19 protein-coding genes are annotated in these 23,497 nt (G+C 68.6%); 6 read left to right on the forward strand and 13 right to left on the reverse strand.

What is annotated here, in order from left to right; genetic code table 11:
* Nucleotides 1-39: 39 nt before the first annotated feature.
* Nucleotides 40-3,201, reverse strand: coding sequence for an O-linked N-acetylglucosamine transferase family protein (locus tag JANGC3_RS0120790; protein ID WP_017878422.1), 3,162 nt, complete (start codon nt 3,199-3,201; stop codon nt 40-42).
* Between the two features lie 290 nt (nt 3,202-3,491).
* On the opposite strand from JANGC3_RS0120790, the gene nudC reads away from it, so the two are divergent.
* Nucleotides 3,492-4,310 carry an NAD(+) diphosphatase gene (gene nudC / locus JANGC3_RS0120795; RefSeq protein WP_017878423.1) on the forward strand — a complete coding sequence of 273 codons (819 nt, stop codon included), beginning with the start codon at nt 3,492-3,494 and terminating at the stop codon, nt 4,308-4,310.
* A gap of 92 nt (nt 4,311-4,402) precedes the next feature.
* On the opposite strand, the gene JANGC3_RS0120800 is transcribed toward nudC, so the two are convergent.
* From JANGC3_RS0120800 to JANGC3_RS0120810, 3 genes are all read right to left on the reverse strand, one after another.
* Entirely contained in the window at nt 4,403-4,768 is a 366-nt protein-coding gene (locus JANGC3_RS0120800; protein WP_017878424.1) for a hypothetical protein, read from the reverse strand.
* Between the two features lie 241 nt (nt 4,769-5,009).
* Nucleotides 5,010-6,170, reverse strand: coding sequence for a zinc-dependent alcohol dehydrogenase (locus JANGC3_RS0120805; RefSeq protein ID WP_017878425.1), 1,161 nt, complete (start codon nt 6,168-6,170; stop codon nt 5,010-5,012).
* Between the two features lie 188 nt (nt 6,171-6,358).
* On the reverse strand, nt 6,359-7,252 hold the full coding sequence (locus tag JANGC3_RS0120810; RefSeq protein ID WP_017878426.1) for a LysR family transcriptional regulator: 894 nt from the start codon (nt 7,250-7,252) through the stop codon (nt 6,359-6,361).
* 145 nt (nt 7,253-7,397) lie between these two features.
* Here JANGC3_RS0120810 and JANGC3_RS0120815 point away from each other — a divergent pair, with 145 nt between their 5' ends.
* A complete protein-coding gene (locus tag JANGC3_RS0120815) occupies nt 7,398-8,402 on the forward strand; it encodes an aldo/keto reductase (protein WP_026133278.1) in 1,005 nt (334 codons plus the stop codon).
* Nucleotides 8,403-8,629: 227 nt separating this feature from the next.
* Here the strand turns inward: JANGC3_RS0120815 and JANGC3_RS0120820 are convergent, their stop codons facing one another.
* Nucleotides 8,630-9,043: a hypothetical protein gene (locus JANGC3_RS0120820; RefSeq protein ID WP_017878428.1), complete on the reverse strand. Its 414-nt coding sequence runs from the start codon at nt 9,041-9,043 to the stop codon at nt 8,630-8,632.
* Between the two features lie 162 nt (nt 9,044-9,205).
* Here JANGC3_RS0120820 and JANGC3_RS0120825 point away from each other — a divergent pair, with 162 nt between their 5' ends.
* Nucleotides 9,206-9,913 (forward strand): glutathione binding-like protein, encoded by a 708-nt coding sequence (locus JANGC3_RS0120825; RefSeq protein ID WP_017878429.1) that lies wholly within the window; start codon nt 9,206-9,208, stop codon nt 9,911-9,913.
* A 33-nt stretch (nt 9,914-9,946) separates the two neighbouring features.
* On the opposite strand, the gene JANGC3_RS0120830 is transcribed toward JANGC3_RS0120825, so the two are convergent.
* Nucleotides 9,947-13,321: a DEAD/DEAH box helicase gene (locus tag JANGC3_RS0120830; RefSeq protein WP_157406787.1), complete on the reverse strand. Its 3,375-nt coding sequence runs from the start codon at nt 13,319-13,321 to the stop codon at nt 9,947-9,949.
* A gap of 376 nt (nt 13,322-13,697) precedes the next feature.
* Here JANGC3_RS0120830 and JANGC3_RS0120835 point away from each other — a divergent pair, with 376 nt between their 5' ends.
* Nucleotides 13,698-14,519 carry a mechanosensitive ion channel family protein gene (locus JANGC3_RS0120835; RefSeq protein ID WP_017878431.1) on the forward strand — a complete coding sequence of 274 codons (822 nt, stop codon included), beginning with the start codon at nt 13,698-13,700 and terminating at the stop codon, nt 14,517-14,519.
* 19 nt (nt 14,520-14,538) lie between these two features.
* Here JANGC3_RS0120835 and JANGC3_RS0120840 read toward each other — a convergent pair whose 3' ends face one another.
* Nucleotides 14,539-15,060: a DinB family protein gene (locus JANGC3_RS0120840; protein WP_017878432.1), complete on the reverse strand. Its 522-nt coding sequence runs from the start codon at nt 15,058-15,060 to the stop codon at nt 14,539-14,541.
* A gap of 95 nt (nt 15,061-15,155) precedes the next feature.
* The gene (locus JANGC3_RS0120845) at nt 15,156-15,752 is read right to left on the reverse strand and encodes a MarC family protein (protein ID WP_017878433.1); all 597 of its coding nucleotides are present in this window, start codon (nt 15,750-15,752) and stop codon (nt 15,156-15,158) included.
* On the opposite strand from JANGC3_RS0120845, the gene JANGC3_RS32915 reads away from it, so the two are divergent.
* Nucleotides 15,724-16,029, forward strand: a complete 306-nt coding sequence (locus JANGC3_RS32915; protein WP_157406789.1) for a hypothetical protein — start codon at nt 15,724-15,726, stop codon at nt 16,027-16,029. The two genes, JANGC3_RS0120845 and JANGC3_RS32915, sit on opposite strands and share 29 nt — an antisense overlap.
* On the forward strand, nt 15,980-16,309 hold the full coding sequence (locus tag JANGC3_RS0120850) for a DHCW motif cupin fold protein (RefSeq protein WP_017878434.1): 330 nt from the start codon (nt 15,980-15,982) through the stop codon (nt 16,307-16,309). Before JANGC3_RS32915 ends, JANGC3_RS0120850 begins: the two co-directional genes overlap by 50 nt.
* Before the next feature lie 145 nt (nt 16,310-16,454).
* On the opposite strand, the gene JANGC3_RS33345 is transcribed toward JANGC3_RS0120850, so the two are convergent.
* The 5 genes from JANGC3_RS33345 to JANGC3_RS0120875 all read right to left on the reverse strand — a co-directional run bounded on the left by JANGC3_RS33345 (nt 16,455) and on the right by JANGC3_RS0120875 (nt 23,429).
* Nucleotides 16,455-16,631, reverse strand: a complete 177-nt coding sequence (locus JANGC3_RS33345) for a hypothetical protein (protein WP_017878435.1) — start codon at nt 16,629-16,631, stop codon at nt 16,455-16,457.
* A gap of 86 nt (nt 16,632-16,717) precedes the next feature.
* Entirely contained in the window at nt 16,718-17,884 is a 1,167-nt protein-coding gene (locus tag JANGC3_RS0120860; protein WP_017878436.1) for a DUF3322 domain-containing protein, read from the reverse strand.
* Nucleotides 17,868-21,245: an ATP-binding protein gene (locus JANGC3_RS0120865; protein WP_026133280.1), complete on the reverse strand. Its 3,378-nt coding sequence runs from the start codon at nt 21,243-21,245 to the stop codon at nt 17,868-17,870. The genes JANGC3_RS0120860 and JANGC3_RS0120865 overlap by 17 nt, the downstream gene beginning before the upstream one ends.
* Nucleotides 21,242-21,982 carry a DUF4194 domain-containing protein gene (locus JANGC3_RS0120870; RefSeq protein WP_017878438.1) on the reverse strand — a complete coding sequence of 247 codons (741 nt, stop codon included), beginning with the start codon at nt 21,980-21,982 and terminating at the stop codon, nt 21,242-21,244. Before JANGC3_RS0120870 ends, JANGC3_RS0120865 begins: the two co-directional genes overlap by 4 nt.
* Entirely contained in the window at nt 21,969-23,429 is a 1,461-nt protein-coding gene (locus JANGC3_RS0120875) for a DUF3375 domain-containing protein (RefSeq protein WP_017878439.1), read from the reverse strand. The genes JANGC3_RS0120870 and JANGC3_RS0120875 overlap by 14 nt, the downstream gene beginning before the upstream one ends.
* Nucleotides 23,430-23,497 lie beyond the last annotated feature (68 nt).

Consider the following 23,497-nt stretch of genomic DNA (forward strand, 5'->3'; position numbering starts at 1 on the left):
TGCGGCTCCGGGAAAATGGGCTGTGTGGCGCGCTTGGCGCTAGGCGGCGACGGCGCTGATGATGTATTGCGCCGGCAGCGCGTCGGCCACCGCGACGGCCGGGTCGAGGCCGCTGGCCTCGGCCATCATGCGGATCGCCGGCAGGTATTTTTCGCGCAGCGGCTCGTCGAGGATGCGCGCGCTGCCGCCGCTGATCTGGAAGCCGGCGCGGCGGAACAGCTCGAGCGCGCCGCCGCGGGTGAACACGCGCAGCTGCGCCGGTTCGAGCACGCCGCCGTCCTGGTAGCGCAGGTCGCCGGCGTTCAGGTGGGCCTGCACGCTCCAGTGCTGGAAGTTGCGCACGGCGGCCACCAGGCGCCCGCCCGGCGCCATGTTGGCGCGGATCTTGGCCAGCAGCGCCCACGGGTCGCTGAGCTGCTCCAGCACCTCGCCGAGGATCCAGCAGTCGGCGCCGGCGGTGTGCGCCCACAGCTCGGCGCCGGCGCCCTCGACGTCGACGTCGAAGACGAAGTCGCAGTGCGGCCGCGCCGCGTGGGCCGGGCCGAGGTCGCGCTCGATGCCGGTATAGTTGCAGATCGGGTTGCGCTGCTTGTAGGCCTTGGCGAAGGCGCCGTCGTGGCAGCCCAGTTCGACCAGTTTTTGGGCGTCCAGCGGCACCAGGGCCAGCAGGTCCAGGTTGACCTGGGCGCTCGCCGTCGGCAGGTCGTAGTGGTAGCCGCCGGTGCGGATCACGGTGCCCTGCCAGTCGTGCTTGATGTAGACGCGCCGCGGGTCGCGGCTGAAGTCGTTCCTGACCCAGTCGATGCTGTCGATCAGGTCGTGCGCGCCGGCGCGGTGCAGCGCCAGCATGGTCTGGATCAGCGGCGCGCCGTGCTTGATCGGCATCGGCCACTGGCGCACCACGTCGATATTGGTCAGCATGCAGGCCGGGTGCAGGTAGCGCACGGCGCCGTCGTCGGGGCGGTCGTAGCCCTGCTCGTTGACCAGCTGGATGCCGCCGACGCCGTACATGCCCGGTTTCAAATGGCTTTGCAGCGATTCGAGGAAGCCCGGGTTGACGATTTCGACGTCGGAATCGAGGAACAGCACCTGGCCCTCCAGGCCCAGGTGGTTGATGGCCCACGACAGGCCGGGGCCGTGGTGGATGTTGTAGCCGAACGGGATGAATTCGACGTTGTCGAACTGCGCCGCGACGGCGCGGATCTGCTCGGCCACTTCGGGGCGCGAGCCGTCGACGACGTAGACGCGGTTGTGGTAGAACCGGCGCAGCGAGCCGAGCAGCGCGGCGATCAGGTCGGGCGCGTTGTACGACACCGTGACGATGGGGATCTGCTCGACCGGCGTCGGCGGCGCCGCCGGCGGCGCCGCCGGCTTGGCCACGCCCAGCATCAGCGCCTCAAGGTTGCGCACGAAGCGCGGGCTGTCGAACAGCGCGCAGCTGAGGCGGTTGTCGACCAGTTGGCGCTTCATCGCGGCGACGCGCGCCGGGTCCCGCGCCAGCGCCACCGCCAGTTCCTCGTAGTCGGCGAAGTTGTAGGTGATCAGCTCGGGCAGGTCGACCGCGCGCAGCAGGCTGCCGGCCATGCGCGAGGCGAACGTGGCGCCGGCGCAGGTGAGCAGCGGCAGACCGGCCCACAACGCGTCGCTGGCGGTGGTGCCGGCGTTGAACGGGAAGGTGTCGAGGAACAGGTCGGCCAACTGGTAGCGCGCCAGGTATTCGGCCGGCACCGCGCGGGCGGCGAAAACCAGGCGCGCCGGCTCGACGCCGGCCTGCTCGGCGCTGCGGCGCAGGTTGGTGCGCACGATTTCGTGGTCGGCCACCAGCCACAGCACGCTGTCCGGCACGCGTAGCAGGATGCGCATCCAGACCGCGAACACCTCCGGCGTGAACTTGAAGTTGTTGTTGAACGAGCAGAACACGAAGCCGCTCGGCGGCAGCGCGCAACTGGCCTTGTCGGGGCAGTTGCCGATCAGGCGCTGGCGGTCGTTGATCTGGAAGGTGTCGGGCAGGTACAGCGGTTTTTCGGTGAAGTAGGCGGCCGTCGCCGGCGGCAGTACGAACGCGTCGGCCAGCACGTAGTCGATGCCCGGCAGCGCGGTGGTGCCGGGGAAGCCCAGGTAGGTCATCTGCACCGGCGCCGGGCGGTACGACAGGATGTTCGGGCGCGCCCCCAGCGTCAGGCCGTGCAGGTCGACCAGGATGTCGATTTCGTGGCCGAGGATGCAGCGCGCGGCCTGCTCGTCGCTCATGTCGGCGATGCGCACGTAGTGGTCCATCGCCTTGACCACGCGGGCCTGCAGCGGCGAGTTGTCGTTGTTGCTCCAGCAAAAGGCGTAAACCTCGACCTTGCTGCGGTCGTGCAGCTCGTACAACTCGGCCGTGAGGATCGCCACCGCGTGCGAGCACAGGTCCGACGACAGGTAGCCGATGCGCAGGCGCTGGTGGGCGTAGCCGTAGGCGCCGGTCAGCGGCTTGACGGCGCTGAGCACCTTCTCGTCGACGAAGCGGCGCGCCGCCGCCAGTTGCTGGGCCGGGTCGGCCGAGGCGCTCAGCATGGCCAGCGCCGAGGTGCCGCTCATCATCAGGTCGGTCGAGATGTGCGACAGGCCGCTGTAGACCGGCCATTCGCACTGCTTCTGGCGCAGGTGGACCCAGTGCGTCATCACGTTCGGCTGGTCCGGTTCGACCGTCAGGCTGCGCGCCAGTATCGCCTCGGCCTCGGCCAGCTGCTTGCGGATTTCCAGCAGGCGGCCCAGGTTGTTGAGCGTTTGTAGGTGCAGCGCGCGGTTCGCCGAGATCGGCGGTTGCAGGCCGTCGAGCACCGCGCGCCAGGCCAGCAGCGCCTCTTCCGGGCGGCCGCAGCGCTCCAGCAGCGTGCCCAGGTTCAGGCGTGCCTCGGCGAAATTCGGATTCAACTCGATGGCGCGGCGGTACAACTGTTCGGCGCCGGGGTCGTCGGCTTCGCCCGACAGCGCCACGGCGAGGTTGAAGCAGACCGCGTAGCTCAGCGGCGAAACGGTGCGCTCCAGCCACAGGCGGTACAGCGCGATGGCGGCCGCGACCTGGCCCTGGTTGATCAATTGCTGGGCGGCGTTGAACAAGTCGACCACCGCCAGCGTGCCGTCGCCGGCCTGGCGCACGGCCTGCGCGGCTTCTGGCGGGAACGCGGGCAGGGCGGAGGCGGAGGCGGGTACGGTCATCGTCGATCTTCCATGTTTTTAGTCCGGTGGCGCCGTGGCCGGCCGGGTGGGTAAACCCTATCATACCTTTTTGTCGGGGGGAAAGAGCGACTTTCCAGCCCCGGCCGGGGCGTCGTCGGCGCCCGCCGTTGTCAACAATATATCCGGTGTTGTAAGGCCGCCAAGCCCGGAGCAGAGGGGCAAAACGGCCGCACTTGGCGGCACCGCGGCGGCGGCCGCGCCGACCGCCCGGCGAGCCTGTATCATTTCACCGGCCAGTTGTTCCCACTTACCTCCACCAAGGGCCGCGCATGCTGCAGACACCCGCTTCCTTCACCGCGTTGACGACGCCGCAGGCGCACGCCGACGCGCTGACCTTCGTTTTCCACGGCAACCGCCTGCTGTTGCGCAGCGCCGACCTGGCTTTGCCGGACGCGGCCGCGTTGGCGGCCCTCGGCGTCGAGCCGGCCGGCGCCCATCCGGTCGGCCTGTGGGACGGCCGCTATTGCCAGGCGCTGGCGCTGGCCGACGACGCGCTGGCGGACCCGGGCTACGCCTTCCACGGCCTGCGCGCGCTGTTCGGCGCCGTCGACGACGGGCTGCTGGGCCTGGCGGGCCGGGCCAACCAGATCGTCGAATGGGCGCGCACGCACCGCTACTGTGGCGCCTGCGCGACGCCGATGGCGCTGGCGCCGGGCGAGCGCTGCTACCAATGCCCGGCCTGCGGCATGGCGGCCTACCCGCGCATCTCGCCGGCGATGATGGTATTGATCCGCAAGGGCGACGCGGTGCTGCTGGCGTTGCACACGGCCTCGCCGTCGAAGCGTTATTCGCCGCTGGCCGGCTTCCTGGAAGCCGGCGAGTCGATCGAGGAGGCGGTGCACCGCGAAGTGATGGAGGAGGTCGGCCTGCGGGTGCACAATCTGGAATACTTCATGAGCCAGTCCTGGCCGTTCCCGCATTCGCTGATGATCGCCTTCACCGCCGACTACCTCGACGGCGAGATTCGCGTCGACGAGGACGAAATCGCCGAGGCGCGCTGGTTCGGCCCCGTCGACGAGTGGCCGGAGTCGCCGTCGGCGGTGTCGATATCGGCGCTGCTGGTGGACGCGCACCGCCCGCGCCGTTAGCCCGCCAGGGCGTAACCCGACAGGCGTCGGCGGCGGCCCGGCGTCGGATTACGCTGCCTCGGCGGCCCCCGCATCCGAGCTACGTGTCCAGGCTAGTGGCGGTAGTCGTTGACGACGTGGCGGGTGAAGTTGTACTTGCTGCCGCCCGGCAGCAGGTCGACCAGGCGTTTCGGCGACGAGGCCGACATGAAGGCGTCGGCGGCGCCGTCGCTGCTGCGGAATTTCATGCCCGGGCTGAGGATCTGGTTGGCGTTGATCGTCAGGTGCTGGAAGCTCCTGGTCTTCTCGTTGTTGAGGATGAAGTGCAGTTCCCGCTTGAAGGTCAGGTAGGGGATTTTCAGCCACCAGCCCTCGTCGGCGCCATACACGACGACGTTGGCGAAGTGCGTGTTCTGCTCGGTCAGCGCGGCGTTGCCGAGGCGGTCGTTGATGCGTTTCATTGCTTCGATCTTGGTCATGCCAGTTCCTTCAAACGACAAAATGGGCGGCGCGCAGGCCGGCCCGCATTTTGCCACAGTTCGATTCACGCCAACGCCAGGATGCCGGCCAGCCAGTTGGCGAGCGGCAGCGGCGCGGCAACTGGCGGCACGGGCTTTGGCGCTGCCGAGCGACCCGGGACGGGAAGACGGCGGCGCCGACGTCTTCATCCACACAACTCGCGCCACCGCGGAACCCGGCTACGCGGCCAAGCAATAATAATCACGGTGTCAGCACGACCTTGCGGCAATCGTCTTCTTTCTTGTCGAACATGCGGTAGCCTTCGGCGGCTTGCTCCAGCGGTAGCCGGTGCGAAATGATGACGTCCGGGCGTAGCTTGCCGGCGTCGATAAAGTCGAGCAATTCCGGCATGAAACGCTGGACATGGGTCTGTCCGGCGCGGATGCTAATACCTTTTTCGAACGCGTCGCCAAACAGGAAACCGTGGATGAAGCCGGCGTACAAGCCCGGCACGCTGACGGTGCCGCCACGGCGCACCGCCGCGATGCACTGGCGCAGCGCCTTGCCGCTACTGCCCTCAAGCTTCAAATTGGTCATCATCGTTTCCAGCGTGCTGCCCTTGGCTTCGAAGCCGACCGCGTCGATCACCGCGTCGACGCCACGTGAATTACTGCCTTCTATGATCATCTCGGCGGCGTCGACTTCATCGAAATTGAGCGGGATCACGCCGTATTGGCTGCGCGCGAACTCAAGCCGGTACGGATGGTGGTCGACCATGAAAATGGTTTCGGCGCCGAGCATGCGCGCACACGCGGCGGCCATCTGGCCGACCGGGCCGGCGCCGAAAATGGCCAGGCTGGAGCCTTTTCCCACGCCGGCGTTCAACACCGCCTGGTAACCCGTGGGCAAGATGTCGCTCAGAAACAGAACCTGCTCGTCAGCCAGGTTGGCGGGAATCTTGATCGGCCCCACGTTGGCCTTGGGTACCCGCGCATACTCGGCCTGGCCGCCCGGCACGCCCCCGTAAAAATGGCTGAAGCCGAATAGCGCCGCGCCGGAACGCAGGCTTTTCTTGTTGACGATCGTGCCACGGTCGGGGTTGGTGGTTTCGCACGCGGAAAACAACTGCATGTCGCAGAAAAAACAACTACCGCAGGCGATTACGAACGGCACCACCACGCGGTCGCCCTTGTCCAGCGCCGTCACCGCGGCGCCCTTGTCCACCACCACGCCCATGAATTCATGGCCCAGGATATCGCCGGCGTCCATGCCGGGTACCTTGCCGCGGTACAGATGCAGATCGGAGCCGCAGATGGCGGTGGCGGTAATCTTGACGATGATGTCGTCGGGCGCCTGCAGCACCGGGTCGGGTACGGTATCGACTTTGACTTCGTGGGGGGAATGATAAACAAGCGCGCGCATAGTATTGCTCCCTAAGTGAATTGGTTCATATTCAGAGTAGCAAAATGGCTCAACATTAACGTCAGTACACGCCGCTCAATAATGTAGGAAAAAACCTAGGGCGCCGGGGGGCGAAGAAACCAAGGACATCGCCGACCCACGTGCCTACGCCGCCAGCCGCGTTGCGCCGACGGGATTGCCGCGGCTGGTCACGCCAGCTCCAGGATGCCGGCCAGCCAGTCGACGAACACCCGCACCCGCGGCGACAGGTGCTTGTTGTGGGAATACACGATGGCGACCGGCAGCGGCGCGGCGCGCCAGCGCGGCATCACCTCCTCCAACTCGCCGGCGTCGAGCAGCGCCTCCATGCCCATGCGCGGCGCCTGGATCAGGCCCAGGCCGGCGCGGCAACTGGCGACGTAGGCTTCGGCGCTGCTGACCGAGATCAGGCTGCGCATCACCATCGAACGGGTCGCGCCGTCCTCCTGGTATTCCCAGTCGAAGTCGCGGCCGCTCTGGCTGGAAAAGAAGTTGACGGCGTAGTGGCGTGCCAGGTCGGCGGGGCTGTGCGGGCGGCCGTGCTGTTCCAGGTAGCTGGGCGCGGCGACGTTCACCTGGTGCAGCTCGCCGACGCGTTTGGCCACCAGGCTGGAGTCGCGCAGCGTGCCCACGCGCAGCGCGCAGTCGATGCCCTCGCCGACCAGGTCGGCGTAGCGGTCGTTCGACCCCAGCCGCACCTGTATGTTCGGATACTGCCGGAAGAAATCGGGCAGCGCCGGGATCACCTGCAGGCGCGCGAAGCGTTCCGGCAGGTCGACCCGCACCGCGCCGCTGGGCAGGTGGTCGGGGCCGAGGAACAGGGCGTTGACGTCTTCAAGGTCGTTGAGCAGGCGGATGCAGCGCTCCAGGTAGATGCCGCCCTCGACCGTCAGGCTGACCTTGCGGGTGGTGCGCTGCAATAGCCGCACGCCGAGCTGCTGCTCGACGCTTTGCACGGCGTTCGTCACGGTCGGCTTGGGCAGGTCGAGCTGCTCGGCCGCCTGCGTGAAGCTCTTGCACTGCGCCACGCATTTGAAAATTTGCATCGCCTTCAGCTGGTCCATGTCGCCACCTTCCCGATTGTTTCGTTTTCTCGAATAAAGTAATAAATATTACCCCATTTATTACCGGAATCGTTAATTGCATAATGCTTCACCGGGCCAGGCACACGCCGCGCCCCCACCGCATCGCACCCTTGGGAGATTCAACATGGAACATCGTCAACTTGGCCGCACCGGCCCGCAAGTGGCCCAACTCGGCCTCGGCCTGATGGGCATGTCCGACCTGTACGGCCCGGCCGACCGCGGCGAGAGCCTAGCCACCATCCACGCCGCGCTGGAAGCCGGTGTGACGCTGCTCGACACCGGCGACTTCTACGGCATGGGGCACAACGAGCTGCTGCTGCGCGAGGCGCTGGCCGGCGGGCGGCGCGACAACGCCGTCGTCAGCGTCAAGTTCGGCGCGCTGCGCGACCCGGACGGCGGCTGGGGCGGCGTCGACGGCCGCCCGGTGGCGGTGAAAAATTTCGCCGCCTACTCGCTGCGGCGGCTGGGCACCGACCGCATTGACATCTACCGCCCGGCGCGGCTCGATCCGAACGTGCCGATCGAGGACACGGTGGGGGCCATCGCCGACCTGGTCAAGGCCGGCCACGTGCGCCACATCGGCCTGTCCGAGGTCGGCGCCGAGACCTTGCGCCGGGCCCACGCGGTGCATCCGATCAGCGACCTGCAGATCGAGTACTCGATGATTTCGCGCGGCGTCGAACGCGACATCCTGCCGGTTGCGCGCGAACTGGGTATCGGCGTGACCGCCTACGGCGTGCTGTCGCGCGGCCTGATCAGCGGGCACTGGTCGAAGCAGCGCGAAGGCGAAGCGGACTTCCGCGGCCAGCTTAGCCCGCGCTTCCAGGGCGCCAACCTGACGCGCAACCTGGACCTGGTCGAGCGTGTGCGGGCGATCGCCGACGCGCTCGGCGTGACGGTGGCGCAGGTCGCCATCGCCTGGGTGGCGGCGCAGGGCGACGACATCGTGCCGCTGGTCGGCGCGCGCCGCCGCGACCGCCTGCGGGAGGCGCTGGGCGCGACCAGCGTCAAGTTGTCGGCGGCCGACCTGGCCCGGCTCGACGAGGCCATCCCGGCCGACGCGGCGGCGGGCGGCCGCTACAACGACTACCAACTCTCCCACCTCGACAGCGAGCGTTTGAATGGATAGGCAACTTTGTTGTTTTTGTCTTATCGCGTCCAAGCGCAGGCCGAATAATGTTGCTTACCCGCGCGCGTAAACGCCGGATTTTGTAGATCGGGTTAGCCCGCGAGGGCGTAACCCGACAACGTCGGCCTGGGGCGGCGCGTCTCGCTTCGGCCAACATTGTCGGATTACGCTTCGCTATCCGACCTACGACACGCCAACTCGCGGTTTTGATCCTGGCAAACGCAACGCTACTGCGCCGGCGCCGCCTCGAACACCAGCTTGTCGCCCTTGACCACGAAGCTGCCGACCAGCTGGCCGAGGTCGGCCTTGGGATCGTTCTGCAACTCGGTCAGGCTGTTGCAGGTGGTCGTTTCGACCTGCCACAACTGGTCGCCGAGGCGCAGGTTCCAGGTGCCGTCGCCGGCGGCGAACAGCTCGGCCTTCATGTCGCCGGCCGGCTCCGCGGTGGTCAGCCGGTGCAGGCGCTGGCACTCCGGCACGCGCGCGGCCACCAGCGAAACGGCCGCCTGGTCTTTCCAGAAATAGCTTTGCTGGCGGCGCAAGGTTAGCGAATGGTCGCGCCCGTCGATGTAGTAGGAGGCCGAATCGTCGACGCAGCCCGCCAGGAAAACAGCCATCAGAACGATCAGGGTCTTGCGCATGGGCGTCGCTTTCCAGTGTGTTGCTGCGGAAGGGGGAGGCTGGGGCCGGGGGAGGGCTGGCCAAATCTTTTTTTGCTTACGTGGCATTATATCGGTGCCCGCAGCCGCCGGCATGCACATTGTTAGCGCCTTGCCGGCAACCCCACTTGGAGAGAGCAAAACATGATCGATCTGTACTATTGGACCACGCCAAACGGCCATAAAGTGACGATGTTCTTGGAGGAGGCGGGCCTACCCTACCGCATCTTCCCGGTAAACATCGGCAAGGGCGAGCAATTCCGGCCCGAATTCCTGGCGATTGCGCCCAACAACCGCATTCCGGCGATCGTCGACCAGGCCCCGGCCGACGGCGGCGCGGCGATTTCCCTGTTCGAATCCGGCGCGATCCTGCAATACCTGGCCGAGAAAAGCGGCCAGTTCCTGCCGGCCGACGTGCGCGGCCGCGCCGAAGTGACCCAGTGGCTGTTCTGGCAGATGGGCGGCTTGGGGCCGATGGCCGGACAGAACCACCATTTCGTCCAGTACGCGCCGGAAAAAATCCAGTACGCGATCGACCGCTACGTGAACGAAACCAACCGCCTGTACGGCGTGCTGGACCGGCGCTTGGCCGACCGCGCCTTCCTCGCCGGCGACGCGTATTCGATCGCCGACATGGCCGCCTACCCGTGGGTCGTGCCGCACGAGAAGCAGGGCCAGAAGCTGTCCGATTTTCCGCACCTGGCGCGCTGGTTCGCGGCCATCGCGGCGCGACCGGCGACCCGGCGCGCCTACGCCCGCGCCGACGAGGTTAATACCCAGCCGACCATGAGCGAGGAGGCCAAGCGCGTGATGTTCGGGCAAACCGCGGCGACGCTGAAACCAGCGGCGTAACCCGACTGGCGTCGACAGCGGCTCGGCGTCGGATTACGCTACGCTCATCCGACCTGCGGAGGGTAACGCCATCAGCGGCAGTTGGCGCAGGAAGCTGGGCGCGTCGGTCTTGCGCAGACAAGCGTGCGCCACCGAAAAATGCGGCTGGTCGCGCCATACCGCGGCTTCGCCGATGATGTAGATGTAGTGCTCGGCGCGGGTCAGCGCGACGTTCAGCAGGTTCGGCTTCGACGCCGCCCACGCCGCCGCGCCGGCGCTGCCGTGGTCGGCGCCCAGCACCATCAGCACCATGCTTTGCTCCTTGCCCTGGAAGGTGTGCACGGTGCCGATCCGCTCCCGGCACCACAGTTCGAGTTCCTTGCGCTTCGGCGCGGCGCCGCTCCAGTCGATGCCGAGCAGGCGCTTCTTCACCTCGTTTTTAACCGCCTTGAACGGCGAGATGATGTACAGCGACGGCAGCGCGCCTTCGCGCCGGTACAGCCGCACCAGCAGTTCCGCCACCAGCTCGATCTGCTGCGGTACCACCTGCTTGTACGCGGTCGCGCCGGCGACGTCGATCCAGGCGCTGTGCCCCAGGCCGGGCGCGTGCGCCGGCGGTTCGCGGTCGGCCAGGCCGAACACCATTTTGCCGCCGTAGGCGATCGCGTTCGACAACGCGAACATCGGGTCGGCGCAGCGCCGGTGCACCCGCAGCGGGCTGCCGATCCACAGCCCCTCGGCGGCGTCGCCGGCCACCAGCGTGCCGTAGGGGTTGGCGGCGTCGGCCAGGCGCTGCACCGATACCTTGTCGGGCGCGTAGGCGGCGTCGGCGGTGTGCGGCGATTGCGCCGACAAGTCCCTGACCAGTTGCGCCGGCACGGTGAAGACCGGCTCGATCTGCAGCGGGTCGCCGACGACGACGGCGCGTTGGGCGCGCCACAGCGCGCCGACGGCCGCTTGCGGCACGGCCTGGCCGGCCTCGTCGATGAAGAGCCAGCCGAGCGACGCCGCGTCCATGCCGCGGAACTGCCGCGCGAACGAGGCGAAGGTGGTCGACACCACCGGCACCACCATGAACAGGCTTTGCCAGACCGGCGCGACGTGGGCGTCGTCGTCGGGGCGTTTGCCGTCCAGCAGCAGGGCGATGGCGAACAGGTTGCCGCCGAAGCCGGCGCCGCCCTTTTGCGCCACCTCGGCCAGCCAGGCCTCGTGCAGCGCCAGCGCCTTGGCGAACAGGGTCGAGCGCAGATGCGCCACGGCGGCGTCGTGCCACAGGCCGGCGATCTGCACCGCGTCGTCCTCCAGTTGCGCCAGGCTGGCCGGCGGCGCCAGGTCGGGGAAACGGGCGCGGCAGGCTTGCTGGCGGGCTTGCAGCGCGTCCCAGTCGCGTTGCATGGCCGCCAGGGCGCCCTGGGCCGCCGCCATGGCTGCGCCGGCGCGCGCGCGCTGCGATGCCAGCTCGCCGGCGATCAGGGTCTTGGCGGCGGCGATGGCGCGTCCGGCGGCGCGCTGCGCGTCGGCGTTGGCGGCCACGTCGGCGCGGTGGCCGCGCGCCGCCGCGGTGCGCAGCAGGCGCGCGAAAAAGCCCGGCGCGGCGCGGTCGAGCAAGCGCTCTTCCTCCTGCAGCGCGGCGCGGTGCTCAAGGTGGCCGGCGAGCGCGCGTTCGGCCTCGGCCAGCGCCCGTTGGACGGCGCCCTCCTGGGCCGCGGCCTGCTCGGCGGCCTCTAGTCCGGCGCGGCAGAACTGCTCGCGCGTGGCCGACCCGGCGCCGGCCCACAGGTCGGCGTAGTCGGCCAGCTCGGCCAGCGCCGCCTCGACGCTTTGCTCGGCGGCGCGGAACTCGGCGGCCGCTTGCTGGAAGCCGACGCCGCGGTGGCTGGCCAGCCACTGGCGGATGTGCTGCATCGCGCCGGGCTGGGCGGCGCGGTACGGCTCCTTGCCGTCGTAATAGAATTTCGAGACGAAGCGCTTGCGGTTTTCGCTCTTGCCGAGCGCGCAGGAAATCAGGCCCCACGGCGTGTCGCCGGGCGCCAGCGGCTTGACGCGGCCGTCGCTGCCCTCGGCCGCCAGGCGCTGCGCCACGGTTTGCAGATAGCTGGCGCCGGACCAGGCGGCGCCCAGCTGTTTGCGCTTGGGCAGGTCGGTCGAGATGTTTTCCACCGCCGCGTTGTTGGACGAGGCCACCACCATTTCGAAGCCGCACAGTGCGGGGATCAGGCGCGCGATGGTGGCTTGCTTGGTGTCGCCGTTGAAGCCGACCCTGACCTTGCCGCAAAAGGCGTCGGCCGCCTTGCCCAGGCGCGCCAGCACGGCGGCGCGGCGCACGATGTTCTCGGCGAAGATGTCGCGCAGCAGCGTGGTCTTGCCGGTGCCGGGCGGGCCGTTGACGGAAAACAGGCCGCCGTCGGCCAAGTGGCGCAGGCCGGCGTTGATGGCGAATTGCTGCATCAGGCTCATCGAGCGCTGGGCGTCTTCCAGCCAGTGGCCGCGGTTGCCGCGCAGCGGATGCAGCGTCTCGACGATGGCCTGGCGGCCGGCGTCGGTGTAGAGGTCGATGCGCTGCTCGCGCGCCAGCGGCGTCAGGTAGGCTTGCAGCGCGGCCGGCACGGCGCCGGCGCGCACCGCGCAGATGGCGCGCTCGATGTCTTCGATGTAAAAACTGTTCAGGATGTCGACCGCCGGCTCCGGTTCGATGTCGACGTCGAAATCGAGTTCGCCGTTGTGCGACGGCTGCGACGGCTGCGCCGGGGCGGCGTCGTCGGCGCGTTCCCTCTGCGCCGGAATTTTCTCGGTGCTGATTTCCAGCAGCGCCAGCGGTTGCCCGCGCGTTGGCGTGAAACTGGCCCACGCGGTGAATAGCTCGAACAGCGCGACGATGTCGGCGCCGCTCATGGCCGCCGTCGGCGTGCCGTCGGGCTCGGACGCCAACGCCGCGCGGCAAGCGGCGCGGAAGTTCTGCAAGCGGTCCTTCAGGTCTTGCAGCGCGGCGTCGAAGGCGTCCAGCCCCAGTCCGGCCACGCCCTGGCCGAGCGCCCACGGCACGGTCGACACCGACACCGGGTCGAAATTCGGCTCGCCGAAGGCGTTCAGGGCGATCCGGGCGAAGCAGGAGCGCCCTTGCAGGCTGTCTTTTTCGGCCTCCTCCATTTGTTCGTGGGCGGAAGCGGGCGCCTTGCTGGCGCTGGCGATCTCGGCCTTGTCGAACACGCCGAGGAACAGCTTGAAGCCGTTGATTCTCAGGTCGGGCGGCACGCTCATCTGCGACAGGAAGCCCGCCGGCTGGCTCGCCAGGTCGGCGCGCGCGAGCCAGCGCAACTTCCAGTCGTCTTGCGTGTCGCTCACTTGCGCCAGATCAAACGGAACGAAAAATTCGATCTTGTGCCAGTACTCCAAAATGTCGAGAAGACGCTGCTGTTCTGCCTGATTCATGGTGATAAATGGTGGTGGTAAGGCGTGGTGCCGGTGCGATGGTTGGGTGCTTGCATGGATAGCGTCGCGCTAGCGGACGCGCCACAGGCGCAGCATAGCGGGTTTTCGGCCGCAAGTGCCGGCGCGCGCGCAGGAGCCGAGGGAAAGACCGGGGGAATACTGGGGAAATGTGCCCGCGCCGCGCCGGTGCGCGCGCCGCCGCGAGCGCCGCGGCGATTTTCGTGTCGATTCTTGCGCGGGAAACAGCTTCCGCCGCGAAAAGCGCAAGCCGGCCGGGAAAAGCATAAACTTTTTCGGTTGGGCCCTGTCTATTTGCTAAGGCCGGCGATTCAGTTGGCGCCGTCTATCCGATCAACCGACGCAGACTGGAGCAAATATGCAATCGCAAATCACCGAGTGGAGCACCGCCCTGATGACTTCCCTGGCTGCGGCCATGGCGATGTTTTTTTCGTCGATCCCGAAAATCATCGGCTTCGCCGTCATCCTCATCGCCGGCTGGCTGATCGCGGCGGTGATTGAAAAAGCCGTCGCCGCGCTGCTGCGCACGGTCAAGTTCAACGAACTGTCGCAGCGCTCCGGCTTCTCCGACTTCGTGCAAAAAATGGGCACCGGGAGCGACGCGTCCGGCATGATCGGCATGGTCGTGAAGTGGTTCGTGCGGCTGGTGGCGCTGGTGGTGGCCTTCGACGCGCTGGGCTTGCCGGCGGTGTCGGACGTGCTGCGCCAATTGCTGCTGTGGCTGCCGAACGTGGTGGTGGCGCTGGTGGTGCTGGTGATCGCCGGCCTGGCCGCGCGGGCCTTGAGCAGCCTGGTGCGCGGCGCCGCCGCCGAGGGCGGGCTGGGCAACCCGGACTTGCTGGCGAAGGTCGCCTCCGGGTTGATCTGGGCCTTCGGCATCGTCGTCGCGGTCAACCAGATCGGCATCGCGACGACGCTGGTCAACACCCTGTTCATGGCGGTGGTGGGTGCGCTGGCGCTGGCGCTGGGCCTGTCGTTCGGCCTGGGCGGGCGCGAGACGGCGGCGCAGATCGTGCGCAACTGGTACCACCGCGGCCAGCGCAACGCCGACCAGCTTGAGCGCAGCGTGCGCGCCGCCGCCGACATGGTCGACGACGCCGGCGGCATGGCGATGGGGCAGGGCGCGGCCGTCGGCTCGCTGACCGAAAGGCGTACGATGCAGCGCCGCGCCGCCAGCTAGCGCGTCGGCGTTGAATTCATCAAGCCGCCTCGGCGCGGTTCGGAATCAGCATCAACAAGTCGGTCGGGCCGACGTCGACGCCGGCCTGCGACAGCAGGGTCGTGGCTTGGCCGCGGTGGTGGGTCTGGTGGTTGAAGAAATGCATCAGCAGGCTGAAAAAATCCCGCTCGAAGGCGTCGCCCTTGATGTTGGAATAGCGCAGCGCATGATCGAGGTCGGCTTCGCTCAGCGCACCGGCCCATTCGACGATGACGGCGTCGAGCCACTGCCGGTATTGCGCCAGCGCGTCAAAGTCCGGGAACAGCAGCTGGCTCAGTCCGGCGGGTTGCGCCAATTGCCGCACCGGCTCCAGCGCCGCGAACGTGGCCGGATGGCTGGCGGCGAAGCGCCGCAGCCAGATCGTGTCGCCGGCCGCGATGTGGTTCAGGGTGCCGAACAGGGAGCCGAAAAAAGCCTTCCTGTCGGCGCCCAGTCCGGCGTCCGGCAAGGTCCTGGCCGCCGCATAGACCTTGGCGTTCATCCACTGGTTGTACTCGGCCATCAGGCAAACATGGTTGGTGCGGCTCACGGCGTTCTCCCCCGGCGCTATTGGATGATGCGCGGAGAAATATTATACCGTCGCCGCAAGCGGCGGCGCTACAGCGTCTTGGCGAACGCGCGCACGCCGGCCAGCAGCATTTCCACCGCCATCGCCGTCAATATCAGCCCCATCAGGCGTTCGAACGCCGTCATCACCTGCGGGCCTAGCGCCCGTTGCAGCCGCTCGGCGCTGAGGAAGACGGCCAGCCAGACGGCGGCCACGGCGGTGAGCGCCGCCACATGCGCCATCACGTCGCGCATCTCGTGCGATGAAAACAGCAGCACCGTGGCCAGCGCCGACGGCCCCGCCAGCGCGGGAATGGCCAGCGGCACGATGAAGGGTTCGCCCTCCAGGTCGGCGTCGCCGTTGCCGCCCGCTTGAGGGAACACCATGCGCATGGCGATCAGGAACAGGATCACGCTGCCGCCGATGCGCAGCGCCACTTCCGACAGTTGCATCGCCGCCAGCAGGTGGCGGCCGAAGAACATAAACAGCAGCAGCACGACGAAGGCGATCAGGCATTCGCGCACCACCACGCGCCAGCGCCGCGCCGGCGCCACCTTGGACAGCGCATTGACGAACAGCGGCACGTTGCCGAAGGGATCGGTCACCAGCAGCAGCAGGATGAAGGTCTGGAAAAAATTCTGGGTCATGGCGCGTGCCTTTTTGCGGCGGGACAGCGTGGAACGGGTCGAATTATTACCATCCGACAAGAATCACGATGATAGCAAACCGGCGCCGGCGGCGGCCGCAAAAGTGCGCGGCGGCGCGAAAAAAGCGCCGCCGCCGCGCGGCCGGGCGGTTTACGCTACGCTACACCGCTTCGATGCTTTTTTCGCCAGCGCGCTGGCGCTGGCGGACATCCACCAAGGAGTTGTAGATGCAGATGTCAGATATCCCGTTCGGCGTGACGGATTGGTCGCAGATTGAGCGAACCGAGCACAAAGGCGACAGCGGCATGGCCTATTGGCGCACCCGCAAATTCGGCCCGATCCGCGTGCGCATGGTCGAATACACGCCCGGCTATCTGGCCGACCACTGGTGCGTCAAGGGCCACGTGCTGTTGTGCACGGCGGGCGAGTTGCATACCGAACTGGAAGACGGCCGCACCTTCCTGCTCAAGGCCGGCATGAGCTACCAGGTGGCCGACGACGCCGAGCCGCACCGCTCCTTCACCGCGACCGGCGCGACGCTGTTCATCGTCGACTGAGTCCGTGCGCCGGGTTGCCGCCCGCATCCACTTACGGCGTGTGGCTGGCTTGGGGCATATGGGCCGTCCGCCCCACCCTGTGGTTATCCCCACCGGAGGGCGCGCGGCGCAGGCGCAACGGCGCGCCCGCGCGCCGCCAGGGCGGCTAAAACGCCTGCGCCGCCTGGGCCGCCGACACGCGGCCTTTCACCTCGTTGCGGTATTTCGCCTTGGCGGTGGCCTTCTTGACCGCTTCCCTGGCGATGTTGTCCTGCTTGATGCGTTTCTTTTCCTGCTTGCTGCGGTGCTGGGCGATATCCTTGTTGCCGATGCGGTTGGTCATGGTGTTCTCCTATTTACGGTCGCGAAAGCCACATCATCGCTGCGCGCAGGCAAGCCAACCGTGCGCTATCGCACGCTTCGCCGCTTCTAGTGCGCCGCCGCGGCAAGCAGCGCCTGCCAGGCGACGCTCCAGTCGATGCGCTCCTGCTCCAGGCGCAGCTGGTGCCGCCAGCGGTGCAGTTTCAGGCCGGTATAGACGGCGTGCTCGTCGGGCGTGAGCCCGGTCAGCGTGGTCGCCGGGTGCGGCGTTTTTTCATCCGTCCACAGCGCCGCGAAGCGGTGCAGGGTGGCCTCGTCCATGAGGACCGAGCGCAGCTGCGGCAAATGGCCCCGGGCCCGCTGCAGGATCGCGTAGCCGTGGGTGTCGATGTCGCCCCAATACAGGCAGCGCGCCTGCGCGATCCACGGCAGTTGCGCCAACAGGTCGACGCCGTAGCCGAGCGCCATGAAGACCAGCGCGCCCGGAATGTCGGCCAACGCCAGGCCGGTTTGCAGGTTTTCGACGACCAGCACGAGCGTCGGCTTCAGGTCGAGGCGGGCCAATTCGTCGACCGGCGCGGTGACGTCGCCCAGGCCGCCGAGCCGGGCGCGCAGCGCCGGGTCCAGCACGCGCATGCGTAGCTGCGCGGGCGGCTTTTGCAAACCGCACAGGGCGTAAAAATCGGCGCCGTCGGCCGGCGCGCCGCGCATTGCCGCGACCAGTTCGAGCAGCGCGCCCTTGCGCGACTCCAGCCATTTGCTGTCCAGGCCGGCCACCGGCAATTGGCGCGGGTACAGGCCGGAGCGCGGGTTGGCCTCGATCCAGGCGAGCATGTCGAGCAGGCGCTGGAAGTCGGCCTCGGCATAGTCCGCCAGCGTCGCGAACTGGCGCGGCAGGCGCCGCGCCAGCACCGGCCAGCGCGCCGCCAGCACTTGCCGGCGCCTGGCGGCGCGGTCCCAGCGCTCCTGCTCGCCGATCCACAGGGCGGCCTGCTCGGGACCGTGCACGGTGAGGGTGGCGGGCAGGCGCTGGGTGCCGAGCACCTTCCACTGCCGCTCGCACCAGCGCAGCTCGCCCGCGCCCCGCCACGCCCCCCAGGCGGCTACCCAGGCGCGCACCGCCTCGACCTGGCGCAGCGCGGCCGCCTCGGTCGGCGCGCCAAGCGCGATGTCGAGCGGCCAGCCGGCCGCGCCGGCGTCGTCCGCCAGCCAGTCGCGGTGCATGGCGTCGAAGCGGCGCGCCAGCAACTGGCGCACGTCAGCGGGCAGCTTCATGGGAGGCCTCGTCGCGGGTTTGTTGCGGCAGCCGCAGGCGCTGGCGCTGGTCGTCGTATTCGATCATCAGGACGCCGGAGACGCGCCGGTCGCGGATGTCGACAAAGCAGGCGCCGCCGATGAACGGCTCCAGCGTCATCACCGACTTCAGCGGCGTGGCGACGATCATCTGGAAGCCGAAGTTGGCGAAGATGTTCATCGCCAGCGCGGTGAACTCGTTGTCGGCCTTGTCGAAGGCTTCGTCGAGCACCACCGGGGCGTAGATCGGCATGCCGTAGTCGCTGCCGCCGAGCTGGTAGCGCAGCGCCGCGGCCAGGCAGGTCGTCGCCAGCTTCTGGCGCTGGCCGCCCGACTTGCCGGCGCCGCTGCGGTAGACCTCGACCTCGGCGCCGCCCTCGTCGAGCTCGCGGCCGATGAATTCGACGTGCAGGCGCACGTCGAGCACCGCCTCGCGCCAGCGGCGCTGCTCCGGCTCCTGGCTGGCCAGCCGGTCGACCAGGCGGCGCAGCGCGACGAAGCGCGCCTCGGCGAATTGCGCGTCGTCGCTCCAGGCGTGGCTGAGCGCGCGCTGGATGTCCTGCTTGAACTCGCGCACCTCCGGCAACTGGCGGTCGCTGGGCTGGATGTGCAGGTAGGTGCGCTGGTCGGCGCTCTGGTTGAAGGGCACCTGGCGCAGGCTTTCGTTGACCATGTCCATGCGCTCCAGAATGGCCTTGCGGGCGTCGTTCAGGTAGGTCGACAGCGCCGCCAGGTTCTGGTTGCTCTGGTTTTGCAGCAGTTCGAAAAAGCGCTGCTCGTGCGCCGGCAGGCCGTCCGTTTCCAGGCGCGCCAGCTTGGCGAAGAAGTCCGCGGCGGCGCCCACGGCCGCGTCCAGGCCGTCCGAATCGGCCTGCCATTTTTGGATGAAGGCGGCGAACTGGGCTTCGACGAATTTTTCGCAGACGGCGATGTCGCGGTTCAGCGCCTCGATGTCGGCGTGGAGGGCCTTGCCGACGGCGCGGTCGGCGTTGTCGAGGTTGCGCAGGCGCAGCGGCTCGTCCAGCGCGGCGTAGCGCTGGTCCAGGCCCTGGCGCTGGTGCGGCGTCGGCGCCACCAGGCTGTCGTCCTGCTGCAGTTTTTCCAACTGCTGGCGGTGGTCGTTGATCTGGCGCTGGCAAGCCTTCTGGTCGGCGATGCTGTCGCGCAGGCTCGCTTCGGCTTTCACCACCAGTTCGCGCTGTTCGGCCAGCTGCGCGTCGATGCGCTGCAGGACCGCGTTGCCTTCGCGCGCGCTCCTGAGTTGGCGCTCGAGCGCGGCGATGCGTTCGGCCAGCGGCAGCACGTCGACCTCCTGCCACTGCAGGTTGACCAGCGTCTGGCATTTGAGGATGCGCGCGCCGCTTTGCGTGCGCTGCTGGCGCAGGCTGTCGAGCTGCGCCTGCAGGCCGGCGACGGTGGCTTGCAGGTCGCGGTTTTGCTGCTCGTAGATGGCGAGTTTTTCGCGGTTGTCGAAACCCAGCAGCCAGAATTGGCGCGCGTCGACGCTGCTGCGGTCGTCCTTTTCGTGGCGCGAGCGGCTGTGCTTGACCTGGCCCTCGCGCGTCAGCGCGCGCTCGCTGGCGGCGCGCAAGGCCTTGATGGAATCGACGCAGTCGTAGTCGAAGCGCTGGCGCAGCTCGGCCTGCAGCCAAGCGGCGTAGTTGCCCTGCTTGACGTTGAGCTTGAGGACCAGGGAGTTGGCGCGCAGCGGGCGCGCCTGCGCCGCCTCGGCGCGGCCGGTGCGGAAGTACACCAGGCGCCGGCCCAGGTTGACGCCGTTGATGTGGTTGGCCAGCGCGCCGTAGTGGTCCTCGTCGACCAGGATGGCCAGCGCGAAGCCGTGCAGCACGCGCTCGACGGCGCCGCGCCACGGCGCCTCGTCCGGCTTCACCTCCACCAGTTCGCCGACGAAGGGCAGGGCGGCCTCGGCCACGCCGATGGCGCTGGCGATGTCGCGCCGCAGCGCGATCATCGGCGCCGGGATGTTGGACGGCTGGCGCCGCAGCGAGGCGATTTCCTGCGCCACCGCCGCGCGGGCGTTCTCGGCCTCGGTCCTGGCGCGGTCCAGCACCAATATTTCCTCCTGTCCGGCGTCGCCGCGGCTCCAGTCGTCGATCTCCCGGCGCGCCGTGCCGAGCAGCTCGGCGAAACCCTGCGGCGCGCTGGGGAAGGTCCAGCCCAGCGCCTTGCTCGCCTCCACCGCCTGGGTGCGCCTGCGCATGCGTTCCACTCGCTGGCTTTCCAGCGCGCTCTTTTCGTTTTCCCAGTGCTCGATCTGGTCGCCGCCGGCCTCGCGGCGCTGGTACTCCAGGTCGCGCAACGCCGCGGTCCGGTTGTCCAGCACGCCCTGGCGGTGCTGGGTCTGGCCGTCCAGCCCGTGCGCCTCGACGTCGAGGGCGGCCAGGTACGCGGTCAGCAGCTCGACGCGGCGCTGCTCGCGGTAGCCGTTCATGCCGGCGCGCAGTTCCTCCAGGGCGTTGCGCCGCAACTGCAGCGACTGCATCTGCTGGTGCCGCTGGCGCGCCGGCGCCAGCGTCTGCACCTGCTCGCGCGCCGTCACCACCGCCTGGTGCGCCGCGTTCAGTTCGCCGAACTCGCTGACCAGGCGCTCGGCCACGTCGAAGGTTTCCGGCTTGTCGAGCATGAAGTCGCGCAGGAAGGTGTTCAGGTCGCCCAGGTTCTTGGCCGACTGGGTCTTGTGCAGCAGGCGCAGCGCCATGTCGCTGTCGATGCCGAGCAGGCGGCAGAAGCGCTCGCAATACGGGCGGAACTCGTCGCGCGCGAAGGCGTCGGGGAAGGCCAGCTTGAGCTTGCGCACGTCGAAGTTGTTGGCGCCGAAGTCGCCCAGTTCGCGCAGGTCGAAGGGGCGCTCGAAGACCAGGAAATAGCGCTTGACGTCGGTGTTGCCGTTGCTGTTGCCGCGCAACCAGAACAACTGCACCAGCGCGACCTCGTGTCCGAGCGCGTTACGGTAGTTCAGCGCCAGCGCCGACCAGGTGGTGCCGGCGCGCAGGTAGCGCGTGGCGTATTCGCCGGACGCGGCGTCGCTCTGCGCCGCCCAGGCGCCGCGGACGTAGCTGACCAGGTTGCGGTCGCGCCCGGCGCGGTCGGCCTCGCGCGCGGCGGCGTTGAAGTCGATCCAGCGCGGCGGCACCAGCAGCGCCGAAAAGGCGTCCAGCAGCGTCGACTTGCCGGCGCCGGAGCGGCCGACGATGAGGAAGCCGCGCTCGCTGATGGGCACGTCGTGCAGATCGGAGAAGGTGCCCCAGTTGTACACCTGCAGGCGGGCCATGCGGAATTGCTGGCGCGCCAACAGCAGCGCCGGGCGTGGATCCTGGTTCATTGTTCGTCCCCGTCCTCGTCCGCCGGCGGCTGGCGCGCCGGCGCGGCCGCGTCGCCCGCCGCCATGCGCTGGTACAGGCCCGTCAGCGTCTGGATCTCCTCGGCCGAGAACAACAGCTTGAGCGTCGGCGAGATCTCGTAGCGGTCCTCGCTGCCGCGTATCTTCTGCACGAAGTTGTGCTTCTTGACCTTTTCCAGCGAGGCGTGGACGCGCTTGGCGAAGCCGGCCCGGTCGGTGCTGGCGGCGCGTTCGTACAGCGTCATGTTGTCGGTGATGTCGTCGAGCGAGACGACGGCGCGGTCGCCGTGCGAATCGGCCTGGGTCAGGCGCTGGCGCAGGTACAGCAGCAGGATCGAGTCGATGAAGGTGAGCTGGGCGCGGCGCAGCAGCAGCGGCACCTCCAGGTCGCCGGTGTCGGCCTGGCGCGTGAAGGCGACCTGCGCGTCGCGGTCGATCACCAGGTCGAGGAACAGCTCGGCGAGGCGGCGCCGCACCACCACCTCGTCGCGCAGCAGCACCGGCCACAGCTTGGCGTGGCGGCGCCCGTCCAGCGCCGGGCCGGACAGCAGTTGCACCAGCGCGCGCCGCGTGTCGAGCGACAGTTCGCCGCTGTCGCCCATGAACAGCGCGGTGGTCGGCGGCGCGCCCTCGGCGCACGGCGCCGCGGCGGCCGCCGCCTGCGCGCTCGCGGCGCTAGCCGCGGTGGCGTCGTCTTGGTGCTGCTCAGGCCAGTTCATCGGCGCGTTCCCTCAAAAAATACACCACCGGTATGCGTGCGCTGCGGCGGCACTCGTCGGCGCCGGTCCACGCCACCGTTTCGCTGTTCGCGGCGAGCTCGCCGTGGCGGCTGCCCAGGGCCAGCAGGCCCAGCACGCTGCCCAGCCCCTGCGCGGCGGGGAACGCCAGCAGCACGTCGGCCACCGACGCCTGCGAGCGCAGCGCCAGCACCGCGCGCACGTTCGCCTTCAGCGTGCGGAAGTCGATCTCCGATTGCGCCACCAGCTCGCCGACCGATTCCAGGTCGATGGGCGCGGCGTCGCCGTCGACCATGCGCGCCGGCAGCGCCTGCAGCGCCGGGTCGTGCAGCAGCCATTGCGACAGCGAGCGCAGGCTGCTGCTGGTCAGCGCCAGGGTGTAGTGGAGCGTCTCGGTCGCCTTGACCTCGTCCTTGAGGGCCAGCGCGGCGCGCTGCGCCTGGCGCAGCAACTGGCTCAGGCGGCGCTGCTCGAGGAACTCGCGGCTTTGCACGAAATGCTTCAGGCTGCGCGCGAACGACTGCAGCACGTCGTGCACCATGCCGCCCTGTTCGAGCAGGGTGCGGGTCAGGCGCAGCAGGAAGCGGCGCTCCTTGGCGTCGAGGCCGGCGACGAACGGGCGCGACATCAGCTGGTCGAGCGCCTGCTCCAGCGTGGCCGATTGCTCGGGGTCGGTGAGCAGGCGCCAGAACGCCGAAAAGGTGCGCCCGGCCTCGCTCTCGCCGATCAGGTCGATGCCGGCGAAGAGCGAGTCGAGCACGTCGCCGCGGTTGCCGTCGTTGTCCATGATGCGCTCGCGCAGATCGCGGTTGAGCTGTTCGAACTGGTCGCGCACGCGGCGGAAGTCGCCGGCCAGGCCGTCGGCCAGCGTGATGATCTCGCGCGTGCGCTCGAGCGCGGCGGCCTCGGGCAGCACGCGCAGCACGCCGTGCTCGATGTCGGCGATTTCGCGCTCGATGCGCCGCTGCTCGGCGCGCAGGCGGGCGATGCGGCTGGCCTTGTCGGCGTTGGTGTCGTCGGACAGGCGCGCGAGCGCGTCGATGACCAGGCCGAGGCGGCTCTCGGTGGCGGCCGCGTGCGGCTTGGCCAGCCCGGAGACGAAGCGCAGCGCCTCGATGGTCGAGGTGGCCAACTGGTACTCCTCCTCGGCCGCGCCGGCCGGGAAGCGCCGCTCCAGGTGGCCCTCGGCGAGCCAGCCGGCGACGTAGGCCTGGGCCGTCTGCGGCCAGTCCTCGCCGAGGTTGCGCAGGCGCTCGAGCTCGCGCTCGATGCGCTCGTGGAAGATCGACGCCGGCAGGTTGCGCTCGGCGTCGTACAGATGCGTTTGCAGCAGCCCCATCACCGTCGGCCCGTTGGCCGAGGCGAGCAGGCGCCACAGCGGCTGCGCGCGCATGCGCCGGTAGGTGGCCAGGGTCTTGTCTGCTTTCATGGAATCGTCGAGTGTGTGGGGGCCGGCGGCGGCCGCGCGCCGGGTGGGCGACAGCGGTCGCTAGGCGC

Source organism: Janthinobacterium sp. CG3 (assembly GCF_000344615.1).
In the GTDB taxonomy this organism is placed as follows: Bacteria; Pseudomonadota; Gammaproteobacteria; order Burkholderiales; family Burkholderiaceae_D; genus Janthinobacterium.